Source organism: Maribacter aquivivus (assembly GCF_900142175.1).
Taxonomy (GTDB): domain Bacteria; phylum Bacteroidota; class Bacteroidia; order Flavobacteriales; family Flavobacteriaceae; genus Maribacter; species Maribacter aquivivus.
In genome coordinates this window covers 450,155-462,518 of sequence record NZ_FQZX01000002.1, presented here as the reverse complement: position 1 = coordinate 462,518, position 12,364 = coordinate 450,155, and the positions used below count along the sequence as shown (strand labels likewise).

Here is a 12,364-nt window from a genome sequence, read left to right as displayed (position 1 = left end):
ATATTTGGACTATAAAGAGGTATAAAAATCTTTATTGAACCGGAAAAGATTATGGAAAACGAACTGACATTAAAGCGATTTACCGATTTAAGAAGAGAACTAGGTTTTACTCAAGCAGATTTTGCGGCACTAATTGGTGTTTCTAATACAACGGCAGATATTGAGCGTGGTAGAACTAAACTTTCGGGTAAAGTAGTTTCAGAGTTGTTGAAGCAATTTAAAATTAATCCGCTTTGGTTGTTTGGGGAAAGTGAAGAACAGTATTTAGAGACTTCAAGAACTAGTGTTATACCTAAAGTGGTAACAGTTGATTCTGCAAATCGTGATAACATGGTTTTGGTAAATGCGAAAGCAGCGGCTGGTTATCCTCAGAATATATCAGATACTAGTTGGTATCAACAATTACCTGCATTCGATTTACCTATTCCTGAATTTAGAAATGCAACCTATCGAGGGTTTCAAGTAGAAGGTGATAGTATGTTGCCTAATTTACACCCAGGTGAATGGGTTTTGGCAAGGGCAATTGAACATATAGATTACGTGAGTGCAAATAAGATGTACGTTGTTGTGCTCCAAGATTCCATAATGGTTAAGAAAGTAGAAAAGCGACCTAACTCTAATAATATTACGTTAATCTCTTTAAACGAAACTTATCCGCCTTATGATATTAAGCCGTTTCAGATTCAAGAAATATGGGAGGTAAGTAGTAAAATTACTTTTAATGTAGATGCTACTACAGATAACAGTCTCTTACGTCAGTTACAAGAATCAATGAAAGAGTTAAAAGATCAATTACAACATGTTAAGAAGGTTAATTAAAAGTATAGCTTTAATATTTTTTAATATACATACCGCTCTCTTTTAATTTAAAACCTAAGCTTTTATAGAGAGAAATTGCTGCAGTTCTGTGGTGACCACTGAATAATAGAACATCGTCAAGTTTTGATTTTTCTGCCTGTTCTAAAAGTTTTTCCATTAGCTTTCTACCAATACCTTTACCTCTATATTCAGAAGAAACGACCACATCTTCAATCATTCCTTTATGTCCAGATACCACCTTGTATTTTGCCATCATAGCAATGCCAACCAATTTATCATCGTCTAAACAAATTACAACATCTGTAGTGTTGTAATCAGAAAGTGCGGTTGCCAAATCTAATTGCGTTAACTCAGCATTCAGTTGTTTATATAGTTCAGTTAGTTGAGATTGTAGATCTGCGGTAACTTCGTTGAAAGTGATTAGTTTAATATCCATATGCTAGGTTGCTTTTAGTACCTAAAATTACTTCATTTTAGGTGAATAGGTTAATCTGTCAATACTTTATAAAATGATTATATTTAAAAGAATGTAAACCCTACCATTTTATGAGAATCCTTCTATTAGTCATTGTCTTATTTATTTCAATCTCGGCGAGCAGTCAAGTTGATGATGAAAAATTACGTATTGGCTATACAGCTGCTGCACCTTTTATAATTGAGAACGGAGAGGATGTGGAGGGACTTAACGTCTGGTTATGGAAAAGGGTGGCTAGTGATTTGAATATTGAATATGAGATGATACCTATGGAATTTTCGGCGATGTTAGATTCTCTTCACACTGGCGGAATTGATTTAAGTATTAATCCGTTAACCATTACTAGTCAGCGTAGTAAAGAGATGGAGTTTACACATTCTTTTTATGCTTCTAATGCCACAATAGCTATTGCCGAAGTTTCTTCTTTTGATAGATTGAAGTCATATTTAAGTGGTTTTTTAAATGTCGGTTTTCTTAGCGGTTTACTGATTTTACTATTTATTATCTTTCTATTTGGGGTCTTAGGTTGGTTGTTTGAACGTAAAAAGAATCCGGATGTATTTAGACCTGGAAAAAGTGGTTTATGGGATGGCATGTGGTGGTCTGCTGTAACTTTGACTACTGTAGGATACGGCGATAAGGCACCTGTCACCAAATTTGGTAAGATAACTGCCTTGGTTCTAATGTTTGGTGGACTTCTATTTATTTCTGGCTTAACAGCGAGTATAGCATCGAGTTTAACCGTAAATCAACTTACCAATAATCCTGATGGTTTTAATGAATTTAAGGGTAGGGCAGTGGGTACTATAACTAACTCTGGTACTGAAAATTTCTTGTCAGAACATTTTTTTAAAGATATACATACTTATCCAAATGTACCAACTGGTTTAAAAAATTTGGACCAAGGTAATATAAAGGCTTTCATTTACGATGAGCCTATTTTAAAATATGCCATTCAAAGAGATTCAACATTACATAAATTAGAGTTACTTCCTGTGAAATTCGATATACAGTTCTATGCCTTCGGACTCCCGAAAACACATGTAGAATTAGAGCAACGAATTACCCAGCGAATTCTTGAAATAATAGAAACCGAAGAATGGGATATTGTTTTAAATGAATATGGTTTGGCAGAATTTTAGCCTTTTCGACGTTCTAATAATACCATCATCATTAAGCTTAATATGATAATGTCATCATCATTGCCGTTCAGTTTTTTTACTTCACTAACCTTAAAGCGACGGCCAACCAATGATTTTTCTTTTGACAATCTAACTACGGTCTCATTGTTACCATTGATTACCAAATAAGCTGGGTTTAAGAATAACCCCGTAAATAGGTTGATAATAGGTATTTGACCTACTAAGCCATCCATCACCTTTACCCAGGCGTTCTCTTCTCTAATAGTATATTTTAACTGCTTGTTTTCGTCAAAAACTTCGTAATGTGCTTTCCATAAAGAAGCCCATCCTTTGCGACCTATTTTTCCAAATTCCTTACCTGCTGGATCTGAGAAAGAGTAGCATGCAGAAAAGTCTATCCACCTATCTGCTTTGATATTGTATAGTAAATTAGTCTTACTGTCATTTTGATAAACACCAACGTTTTCCTTAAACTTAAAAAGCTTTTGTTTTACATAGGCAACCATATTACCATTGGCATCAACAGCAGAAAAATCGTTCGATAGTGTGCCAATATGGAATTTGAAATCTAAAGGAAATTTATAATCTTGCATAAAATGGTTTTCTTAGGTGTAATAGTAAATTAGGATTGAGTAATAATATTTTAATAAGTCCCCTTAACTTCTCCCATTGATATAGAAAACGGACCAAGTTTATGTTGGGTAGGTAGGAAAACGCCGCTATCTGTTTCAATCCAATCTTGCCATGTTGCTTCAACACCACCAATTGGGATAATTTTTGTCCAAAGTTTAAAGCTTTTAGGTCTTCCGCTAGGTTCTATTATCCATAGATATGAATCGCCAGGTGTATCGCCACCTTGAGTGTACGTAACAAGCAGCGCTTCAGACCCATCTTCCATATGTACTAAATAGCGTTCGGTGCCTCGGTCAAAAGCTTTAAATGGTGCTACTAACCAAAAAGAATCATTATTAAAATAGCTTTGAGCTTTTTCAATTAACTCTTGTGATTTCTCATAAGACGCAGGTTCGTTATTGATTGTAGCAATACTTGAATGCGGAGTAATCAAATCTAAGTTTACAATAACATCATCGTAGCTAACTGCAACTATTTGTTTTTCTCGATCCCATTTATAAATGTGATCACCTCTAAAAGACCATTCTAAAACTTTAGTATTATTGAAGTTTTTATAATTAAGGGCATCAAACATTCTGTACGCTAAGGCATCAGCTTCTGGTCCTGATTCGCCTGTAGGTACGGGTTCATTATATAAGTAATATAAAACACCATAGCCTATTATAGCAAGTAATAATAAGATACCAATTAACTTAAATAATTTCTTTAGCATAATGTATTCAAATAATTCATTAATAATATATTGTAATCGATTTAAAATTAGATTTAGTTAAGACTAGAATCCTATTGCAGCATCATCTCCACGTTTATCGGCACCCCCTTCAAGTTTACCATTTGCTAAAACGCGAATAGCATCAACTTTACCTATAATAGGGGTTCTTTCTTCATTGATGATATACCCTTTTGTCTTCAGTTCTTCTTTTAGCTCAATAGGGAATCCATCTGGTTCAAAGATGACCATGTCTGGTAACCATTGGTGATGAAATCGAGGAGCGTTAACAGCATCTTGCATGCTCATTTTAAACTCATATCCATTTAAAATGGTTTGTGCTACTGCAGTAATAATTGTAGATCCACCTGGTGTACCAACAACCATCCATAACTTCCCATCTCGTTCAACGATAGTTGGGGTCATGCTGCTTAGCATTCTTTTTTCGGCAGCTATACTGTTAGCTTCTGCACCAACTAGACCGAACATATTTGGTACGCCTGCTTTAGCACTGAAATCATCCATTTCATTGTTTAGGAAGAAGCCAAGCTCATCTGAATACAGCTTAGAGCCGTACGCACCGTTTAGAGTAGTTGTTACCGAAACGGCATTACCCTCTTGATCAACAATAGAGTAGTGGGTAGTTTCCATACTTTCAACAATCTCTATATTACCATGTGTTACTTCAGAAGATTTCGTTGCTTTGTCAAATGAGAAATTTGCCATTCTTTCGGCAAGGTATTCATCACTTAGTAATTTATCATAGGGTATTTCAACAAAATCAGGATCACCTAAAAAGTAGTTTCTATCTGCATAGGCTCTTCTAGAAGCCTCGGTAAATAATTGTACCATTTTAGGGGAATTGTGACCTAGTTTTGCGACATCATATTTTTCCATCATTTTAAATATCTGATTGATGGTTACACCGCCACTACTAGGTGGACTCATAGAAATGATATGTAAATCTTTATAGTTAAAAGTAATAGGGTCTCTCCATACTGCTTGGTATTTTTCTAAATCTTCTTCTGTGACATACCCGCCTTTTTCTTGAATAAATGCAGCAAGTTTTTGGGCTACCTCCCCTTTATAGAATCCGTCTCTACCATTCTTTGCAATACTTCTAAAGGTATTTGCCAAAGCAGGATATTTAATGGTATCGTTCATTTTGTAAACTGTCGCAAACTTGGTGCTGTCGCTGTTTACCTCAATAAATTTATCGCGTTGGCTTGCTAGTCTTTTTTCTTGATTGGCAGTTACCACTACGCCACGCTCTGCTAAAGCAATAACAGGAGCCATAATTTCTTCAAGAGGTAGAGAACCAAATTTTTTGTGAACCTCAATAATACCAGCAACAGTACCTGGAACACCAACTGCGGTAGCCCCTAATGTGCTTTTACCTGGAATTACATTGCCTAATGAATCTAGGTACATGTCTTTATGAGCAGATAACGGTGCTTTTTCGCGGTAATCTAATGATCCTGCTTCACCATTTGCTTTTCTGTATACCATGAATCCGCCACCGCCTAAATTTCCTGCAAAGGGATAAGCGACAACTAAAGCCATTTCAGTAGCAACCATTGCATCAAAAACATTACCGCCTTTTTGCATAATATCACTACCTATTTTAGAAGCTTCTTCACGTGCCGAAACAACCATCGCTTTATCTGTAACCGTACCTGTTGGTACTGCAGGATTCTCTTTACAACTGCCAAAAGTCATGAAGGCAGCTAGCATAACTATTAATTTTGTTTGGTTCATAGTAAATTAAATTTATTATTTAAATAATTGAGTTTAAAATATTGGTTATTAGGTTTTAATATTTATTTTTTATTTGTAAGTGAAATATATTTTTGTTTTGAGAAAGTAATTAGTTCTTCGAAGAACTCGGTAAACTCTGCTTCAAAAGCATCATAATGTTCTTCAAGGTCAATAATGGCAAAATTCATTTTAGATATATTATTAGTTCTACGGTTCATGCCGTTAAGCACACGAGCTATTCCATCCATTTTAGAATAGTTGAATATCCAATTATCGGCAATCATGTAAGGCATCATTTTTTTGACTCCGATAGGTAGAATCTCGTAATTATCTTCTAAAAGATCATAGAAATTATCCACAAAAACATCTAGCGGAACATCAGAATATTTAGACCAATTTTTTGCTAAGAAGTGATCGTAGTAGATATCTACGATAACTCGGCTGTAGTGACTGTAGTTGGCATGAAGTCTTTTGCTACTAATTTTTGGTATTGCATGGCTATCCGTATACGTATCTATATGACGGTGAAGTTTTATGCCTTTCTGTACTTTAATAGGTAGGTGATCAAATTTATTGGCACGAATGCTATCGGCTATAAAATTGCCTATGGTAATTTCTTTGTCATTAAAAGACAGGTAAATATGAGCTAAAAAATTCATTCGCCTAAATTATGCTTAGTAGTTCGAATTTACAAAGAAGGGCAATAGTGATAAGTATGATACGTTTATATTTGCAAAAAAACTTATTAAGATTATATGACACTAATAAAATCTATTTCAGGAATACGAGGAACAATTGGAGGTAAACCAGGAGACAATCTTACACCTATTGATGCTGTGAAGTTTGCGGCATCTTACGGAGTTTGGTTGAAAGACTATTCTAAAAAAGATAAATTAAAAGTTGTTATTGGTCGCGATGCCCGTTTGTCTGGCGAGATGATGCAGAACCTTGTAGTATCTACTTTGGTAGGTTTAGGTATAGATGTTGTTGATTTAGATTTGTCTACCACGCCAACTGTAGAGATTGCGGTACCAATGGAGAATGCCGATGGGGGAATTATATTAACAGCAAGTCATAATCCAAAACAGTGGAATGCCTTAAAGTTATTAAACGAGAAAGGCGAATTCTTAGATGCAGCCCAGGGAGCTAAAATTCTTGAAATAGCAGAAAAAGAAGATTTCGATTTTTCTGATGTTGATGATTTAGGAGTTATAAATAAGAACGACAGTTATATTGACATACATATTGATGAAGTTTTAAACCTTTCTTTGGTAGATGCCGAGGTGGTGAAAAAAGCGAAATTCAAAGTAGTTGTTGATGGTGTGAATTCTACAGGAGGTATTGCTATACCAAAACTTTTAAAGGAATTTGGAGTAGAAGTGGTTGAGTTGTATTGCAAGCCAACTGGTCATTTTCCACATAATCCAGAGCCATTAAAAGAGCACTTAAAAGATATTTGTGATTTAGTTATTAAAGAAAAAGCCGATTTCGGTATCGTAGTGGATCCAGATGTAGATCGTTTGGCGTTCATTAGTAATGATGGTGAAATGTTCGGTGAAGAATATACGCTGGTCGCTTGTGCTGATTATGTTTTAGGTAAAACAAAAGGTAATACGGTTTCTAACCTATCATCTTCTCGTGCATTGCGTGATATTACCCAAAAACACGGTGGCATATATGAAGCTGCTGCAGTAGGTGAAGTAAATGTAGTTACCAAAATGAAAGCGAATAACGCTATTATTGGCGGTGAAGGTAATGGAGGTATCATATATCCAGAAAGTCACTACGGTAGAGACTCGTTAGTAGGTACAGCTTTATTTTTAATGCTAATGGCTGAAAAAGGAGGTACAGTAGCAGAATTAAGAGCTAGTTACCCAAGTTACTTTATGAGTAAAAAGAAAATTCAATTGACACCGGGGTTAGATGTTGATGGAATTTTAAAATCTATGGCTGAGAAGTATGCAAATGAAGAGCTGTCTACAATTGATGGCGTAAAGATTGATTTTGCAGAGAACTGGGTTCATTTAAGAAAATCGAATACAGAGCCAATCATAAGAATTTATACAGAAGCTAAAAGTCAGACAGAGGCTGACGGCTTAGCAGATAGAATTATTGGTGAGATAAAATCTATAGTAGGTTTATAAAAATCATATTTGCCGATAAAAAAAACCGGAAGCAGTTAAACTGCTTCCGGTTTTTTATTTTCTGTAGTCTTAACTAACATCAGCAAAAGCTGCAGGTTTTTTACCTCTATGTTTCCAACGTTTGTGGGTCCATAGGTAATATTCAGGTTTTTCTCGAATTTGTTCTTCGGTCAGTCTTAAGAATTTGTTAGTGATTTCATGTTCTTCGGTCTCTTTGCTATTTATAGATATAGGGGTGAACTCTGCTTTATAGTGTCCACGTTTTACTTTACTAACTTTTAAGAATACCGTTGCTAATCCTGTCTTTCGTGCTAGCGCTTCGCCACCATTAAATATAGGAACAGTAATACCCATGAAATCTGTCCAATAATGCGCTCTATGCGCTTGTGGAGACTGGTCGCTTACCATACCATAGGTAGCACGAACATTGTTTCTGAAATTTTGAATGACTGTTTTAGCGGTTTGTGCTTGAGTTATTAAAGTAGTATTCCATCTAGCTCTAGTTTTTCTAATGAAATTATCAAAATAAGAGTTGTTTATTTTTTGATAAACTGCATATCCTTTAGAGTTTACGTAGTTATTGATGCTTACGTTCCATTCCCAATTGGCATAATGTGCACATAAAATAATAATACTTCGTTCTTTTTCGATTTCCAGTAAAACTTCAGGATTTACTAGGTGGTATTTTTTAGCAACATCCTCTTTACTAAGGTTCATGGTTTTGACCATTTCTAAAAACATATCACAAAGGTGTTTGTAGAATTCCTTTTCAATACGATGAATTTCATCCGTAGACTTATCTGGAAAGACCAAATTCAAGTTCTCTTGCACCACTTTTCTTCTATATCCGAATACGCGGTATATGAAAAAACAGGCAATATCAGATAAACCATAAAATAGGCGATGTGGCAAAATGGAAACAATCCATAAAAATGGATAGATCAAAACAAAGGCCAGTAGTTGCATTTTCAAAAAAATTATGGGCAAATATAGTTATATTTGACGCCAAATAAAGGGCAGATAATGTACAACATTGATATAGCGACCATAGCAATAATAGCGGCAAATGTATTAGTTTCAATGAAGGGATTCAGTGATACTACTTTTTTTGAACGCTATAAATTTAGTATTGGTGCAATTAAAGCGGGTCAGAAAGAACGTATGGCAACATCGGGGTTTCTGCATGTGGATATTTCACATTTATTGTTTAATATGCTTACCCTTTATTTCTTTGCAGGTGTAGTTATCAATTGGTTTGGTACAACACAATTCTTAATCATTTATGCTGTAAGTCTTATTGGCGGTAGTTTGTTGGCTTTAAGTTTTCATAAAGACGAACCCTATTATTCTGCGGTTGGTGCAAGTGGTGCCGTAACTGGTATATTATATGCTGCAATTCTTTTACAGCCAAATATGCAATTAGGTATTATGTTTATTCCAATTCCGGTTCCTGCGTATGTTGTTGGTATTGGCTATTTGTTGTATTCTATTTATGGTATGAAAAAGCGATTAGGCAATATTGGACATACTGCTCATTTTGGAGGAGCGATTGGAGGGTATGCTTGTACCTTATTGTTCATGCCCAGCTTGTTGCAAACAGAAACTCTAATGGTGGGTTTACTAGCATTGCCAATACTACTATTATTGGTACTTGAGAAAATGGGTAAGATTTAGATTAATTTCCTGTTTTTTTATCAATAAAGTGTATGATTCACCCTAATTAAGTGTATTTTATCGTATTTCCCTGTGTATAGACAACAAGAGGGCAGTTTGGGGCGTTAATGCAAAAACCCCGAATTAAAATGAAATCAACCCTATCTGTAAGAAATGTATGGCTTATGGCTATTTCTGCTTCATTTTTAGTAGCAAGTTGTAGTGATGAAACCACAGTTTTTGAAAACCCTGAAGATAATTTAGTTAGTGAAACCGACCAATCTAAGCTTGACAATAGTGTAAGTTTTGAGCGTGCTGGTGTTTTGGACATTTATGAGGACCCTATTGCCAGTGCAAAAAGATCGAGTATAACTGGAAAAGATGCAGAAGCCGGCGATTACCCGTTAACCTTAGTTGCTCAAATTGCCCCACCTACATTTTCCAACGGTGAAAATTTAGCTGCTACGCATGTAGTACTAGATGGTGATTATGGCTATGTATCCTATAATACGGTAGGTCAAGACTATGTAGGTGCTATCGATGTAATCGATATTAGTGACCCGAACAACCCTAGAGTAACATCAAGGGTATATTACACCAATGCCGATTTAAATTCAATTGCCTATGATAACGGTTACATATATGTTGCTGGTGGCGTAGATTCTGAGCAATCGGTAACTGCTACGGCAAACTCGTTAGTGGCTAAAATTGCAGTTAGTGATGGTAGAATGAATACTTCTAATATTACTTACGGCTTTCAAGAAGGGTATAATGCTACAGATGTTCGAATTATTGACAACAATGTAGTAGTAACAAGTGGTCAAGATGGCTTCGTGGTAGTCTATGATAAGAACGATTTAAGTGCTTTGAACGAGACTGCTTTTGCAGATTTACGTTCAGTAGCTTATAATGGTAGTGAAATTGCAGTTTTAGATGCTGCACAAGGTGTAAGTTTTTTAGATCAAAACTTGAATATTATAAGAACTATAAATATCGAATCTGATTTTGGTGTAGACGCCAAACGTTCATTAGATTTTTTAAATGAAACTATTGTAGTTTCTGAAGGTACTAAAGGTGCTGGTGTATATAATGCAGCTACTGGTAGCTTTATTGAGTATATATCCATATTAACGAATCCTGAAAATGCCGAGCCAGGAGATGTTGTAACCAATGGAGTTGCGGTAAACGATAATGTGTTATTAATGGCCAATGGAGCAGGAGGGTTAAGTCTTTCCGAGAATAAAGATGACAGCACCAATGGAGTTGGGGTAATTGAACTAACAGGGTCTATTAACTATGTAGCTTCAAAAGGTGATTATATTTTTGCTGCATCAGGTAAATCTGGTTTTCAGATTATAAAATTAAATAGACCAACAGAAAGTTTGGTGAGTAGTTGCGAGAATCTTGCCTCATTCAGCGGAAGTTCAGCCTATACCGTAGAACAAGGTAGTGAGCAAGCCTTTTCAGGTTCTAAACGATTTAATTCTATAACCATAAATGGGTCACTGTTGTTATGCGGTTCATGGACGGTAAAAGATGATTTAACGATTAATGAAAATGGAGTTTTTGAAATGAACGGAACCATAGTTATTGGAAGGGTAAACCGTCAAAGAGATATTGTGGTCAAAGCAGGGGCTACACTTCGTATTGAAGGTAATATGTCTATTTATGGAGATTTGATTTTAGAAGAAGGTGCAACCTTAGAGTTTTTAGGCGATAGTAGTACTGTAGCAGCTGTTTGGGGTACTGTAAGTAAAGCAAATGGATCTTCGATTACTGGTACGTTCAATGATTATTATGATAAATTTTGATTTTATAAAAGGTAAATAAAAAAGCCCCAAGGTATATTTAACCTTGGGGCTTTTTTATTTTTTTTTAAACTTTAGTTTAAAAGTTCGGCAACTTTAGCTTCAAGAGCAGGACCTCTTAAATTTTTAGCAACGATTATTCCATTTTCATCCAATAAGAATGCTGCAGGTATTGCATCTACATTATAAAGTTTAGCGATTTTATCATCGAAATAAGCGATGTTTGAAATATGGTTCCAAACCAATCCGTCTTCAGCGATTGCTTTTTTCCAAGCTTCATCCGTTCTATCTAAAGAAACACCTAAAACGTTTAATCCTTTGTCGTGATATTTATTATAAACAGCAACGATATTAGGATTTTCAGCTCTACAAGGTCTACACCATCCGGCCCAGAAATCGATTAAGGTTACTTTTCCCATAACATCTTTCAAGGCAAGTTCAGTTCCATCAGGACTTGGACCTGAGAAATCTGGAGCTTTAGCACCAATACTAGAATTTTTACCAGCTGCTTCTGATACCTTTAAATCTTCAATACCCTTTAAAATTTGTTTCCCTGGTTTAGAGCTTTTAATTTCTTCAGATAATGTCTTGTAAATTTTTTCCGCTTCTTCTAATTCAACTGCTTTAGTTGCAACCGCTCTATCTAACACCAAAGCAGATATTAATGCTTTAGGGTGAGCTTTTACATAGTCCAATTCAAAGGTTTTGTACTCTTCTTGTAACTCTTTCATTTCATCTTGCAAAGCCAAAGCCGATTCACCAGATGCTGCTTTCATGTCTTGTTGTATAGATTGCGCTTGCATTGATATTTCTCTCGATTGCTCCATATAGTCAGCGAAAGTGTCATTTTGGAAAGTTCCGCTTATATCAGCGAAGCCCATGCTATCTCTTTGTGCGCTAAATTGTATTTCTCCGTTTTCAAGAATTACTGCAGTATAGCCAGGTAGTTGTTCAACAAAGATGTAGTGAAGTTCAGGAATATCAGATTTTCCGGTAAAAGTAAACTCACCATTTGTTGTAGTAGCGGTATCAACTTCCATTGGTTGATTGTTTTCTCCTATTTTCTTCAAGAAAACACGAGTGCCATCAGTAATTTCGCCTCTAAGCTTTCCGTTAAGGGTAAAGCTCTCTGGCTTTGAATTACAGCTAAACAATAAGACTCCTGCAAGCAGTATTAAAATACTATGTTTCATAAATTTCACTTAGGTTAAGTTGCAAATGTA

At 35.5% G+C, this 12,364-nt stretch carries 12 protein-coding genes; 5 read left to right on the top strand and 7 right to left on the bottom strand.

What is annotated here, in order from left to right; translation table 11 throughout:
- The first annotated feature begins 51 nt into the window (after positions 1 to 51).
- Positions 52 to 819 carry an XRE family transcriptional regulator gene (locus tag BUC31_RS12445; RefSeq protein ID WP_073244657.1) on the top strand — a complete coding sequence of 256 codons (768 nt, stop codon included), beginning with the start codon at positions 52 to 54 and terminating at the stop codon, positions 817 to 819.
- A 10-nt stretch (positions 820 to 829) separates the two neighbouring features.
- On the opposite strand, the gene BUC31_RS12440 is transcribed toward BUC31_RS12445, so the two are convergent.
- Positions 830 to 1,255: a GNAT family N-acetyltransferase gene (locus tag BUC31_RS12440; RefSeq protein WP_073244655.1), complete on the bottom strand. Its 426-nt coding sequence runs from the start codon at positions 1,253 to 1,255 to the stop codon at positions 830 to 832.
- A 110-nt stretch (positions 1,256 to 1,365) separates the two neighbouring features.
- Between BUC31_RS12440 and BUC31_RS12435 the strand changes: the two genes are divergently transcribed.
- Positions 1,366 to 2,436, top strand: a complete 1,071-nt coding sequence (locus BUC31_RS12435) for a transporter substrate-binding domain-containing protein (RefSeq protein WP_073244653.1) — start codon at positions 1,366 to 1,368, stop codon at positions 2,434 to 2,436.
- Here the strand turns inward: BUC31_RS12435 and BUC31_RS12430 are convergent.
- The 4 genes from BUC31_RS12430 to BUC31_RS12415 all read right to left on the bottom strand — a co-directional run bounded on the left by BUC31_RS12430 (position 2,433) and on the right by BUC31_RS12415 (position 6,195).
- Positions 2,433 to 3,029: an LURP-one-related family protein gene (locus tag BUC31_RS12430; RefSeq protein WP_073244651.1), complete on the bottom strand. Its 597-nt coding sequence runs from the start codon at positions 3,027 to 3,029 to the stop codon at positions 2,433 to 2,435. The two genes, BUC31_RS12435 and BUC31_RS12430, sit on opposite strands and share 4 nt — an antisense overlap.
- Positions 3,030 to 3,079: 50 nt before the next feature.
- Positions 3,080 to 3,781, bottom strand: coding sequence for a hypothetical protein (locus tag BUC31_RS12425; protein WP_073244649.1), 702 nt, complete (start codon positions 3,779 to 3,781; stop codon positions 3,080 to 3,082).
- Between the two features lie 63 nt (positions 3,782 to 3,844).
- Complete coding sequence (ggt, locus tag BUC31_RS12420) at positions 3,845 to 5,536, bottom strand: gamma-glutamyltransferase (protein ID WP_084135036.1); 1,692 nt, start codon at positions 5,534 to 5,536, stop codon at positions 3,845 to 3,847.
- A 62-nt stretch (positions 5,537 to 5,598) separates the two neighbouring features.
- The gene (locus tag BUC31_RS12415) at positions 5,599 to 6,195 is read right to left on the bottom strand and encodes an acyl carrier protein phosphodiesterase (protein WP_073244647.1); all 597 of its coding nucleotides are present in this window, start codon (positions 6,193 to 6,195) and stop codon (positions 5,599 to 5,601) included.
- Between the two features lie 96 nt (positions 6,196 to 6,291).
- On the opposite strand from BUC31_RS12415, the gene glmM reads away from it, so the two are divergent.
- Positions 6,292 to 7,680: a phosphoglucosamine mutase gene (gene glmM, locus BUC31_RS12410; protein WP_073244645.1), complete on the top strand. Its 1,389-nt coding sequence runs from the start codon at positions 6,292 to 6,294 to the stop codon at positions 7,678 to 7,680.
- 69 nt (positions 7,681 to 7,749) lie between these two features.
- On the opposite strand, the gene BUC31_RS12405 is transcribed toward glmM, so the two are convergent.
- A complete protein-coding gene (locus BUC31_RS12405; protein ID WP_073244643.1) occupies positions 7,750 to 8,646 on the bottom strand; it encodes a lysophospholipid acyltransferase family protein in 897 nt (298 codons plus the stop codon).
- A 57-nt stretch (positions 8,647 to 8,703) separates the two neighbouring features.
- On the opposite strand from BUC31_RS12405, the gene BUC31_RS12400 reads away from it, so the two are divergent.
- Complete coding sequence (locus BUC31_RS12400) at positions 8,704 to 9,354, top strand: rhomboid family intramembrane serine protease (protein ID WP_073244641.1); 651 nt, start codon at positions 8,704 to 8,706, stop codon at positions 9,352 to 9,354.
- A gap of 128 nt (positions 9,355 to 9,482) precedes the next feature.
- The gene (locus BUC31_RS12395) at positions 9,483 to 11,144 is read left to right on the top strand and encodes an LVIVD repeat-containing protein (RefSeq protein WP_073244639.1); all 1,662 of its coding nucleotides are present in this window, start codon (positions 9,483 to 9,485) and stop codon (positions 11,142 to 11,144) included.
- A gap of 71 nt (positions 11,145 to 11,215) precedes the next feature.
- Here the strand turns inward: BUC31_RS12395 and BUC31_RS12390 are convergent, their stop codons facing one another.
- Positions 11,216 to 12,334 (bottom strand): TlpA disulfide reductase family protein, encoded by a 1,119-nt coding sequence (locus BUC31_RS12390; protein ID WP_073244637.1) that lies wholly within the window; start codon positions 12,332 to 12,334, stop codon positions 11,216 to 11,218.
- Between the last annotated feature and the right edge of the window lie 30 nt (positions 12,335 to 12,364).

Excerpts from the sequence above, each read along its gene's own strand:
- BUC31_RS12445 (WP_073244657.1), top strand. The coding sequence starts at position 52 with ATGGAAAACGAACTGACATTAAAGCGATTTACCGATTTAAGAAGAGAA.
- BUC31_RS12440 (WP_073244655.1), bottom strand. The coding sequence starts at position 1,255 with ATGGATATTAAACTAATCACTTTCAACGAAGTTACCGCAGATCTACAA.
- BUC31_RS12435 (WP_073244653.1), top strand. The coding sequence starts at position 1,366 with ATGAGAATCCTTCTATTAGTCATTGTCTTATTTATTTCAATCTCGGCG.
- BUC31_RS12430 (WP_073244651.1), bottom strand. The coding sequence starts at position 3,029 with ATGCAAGATTATAAATTTCCTTTAGATTTCAAATTCCATATTGGCACA.
- BUC31_RS12425 (WP_073244649.1), bottom strand. The coding sequence starts at position 3,781 with ATGCTAAAGAAATTATTTAAGTTAATTGGTATCTTATTATTACTTGCT.
- ggt (WP_084135036.1), bottom strand. The coding sequence starts at position 5,536 with ATGAACCAAACAAAATTAATAGTTATGCTAGCTGCCTTCATGACTTTT.
- BUC31_RS12415 (WP_073244647.1), bottom strand. The coding sequence starts at position 6,195 with ATGAATTTTTTAGCTCATATTTACCTGTCTTTTAATGACAAAGAAATT.
- glmM (WP_073244645.1), top strand. The coding sequence starts at position 6,292 with ATGACACTAATAAAATCTATTTCAGGAATACGAGGAACAATTGGAGGT.
- BUC31_RS12405 (WP_073244643.1), bottom strand. The coding sequence starts at position 8,646 with ATGCAACTACTGGCCTTTGTTTTGATCTATCCATTTTTATGGATTGTT.
- BUC31_RS12400 (WP_073244641.1), top strand. The coding sequence starts at position 8,704 with ATGTACAACATTGATATAGCGACCATAGCAATAATAGCGGCAAATGTA.
- BUC31_RS12395 (WP_073244639.1), top strand. The coding sequence starts at position 9,483 with ATGAAATCAACCCTATCTGTAAGAAATGTATGGCTTATGGCTATTTCT.
- BUC31_RS12390 (WP_073244637.1), bottom strand. The coding sequence starts at position 12,334 with ATGAAACATAGTATTTTAATACTGCTTGCAGGAGTCTTATTGTTTAGC.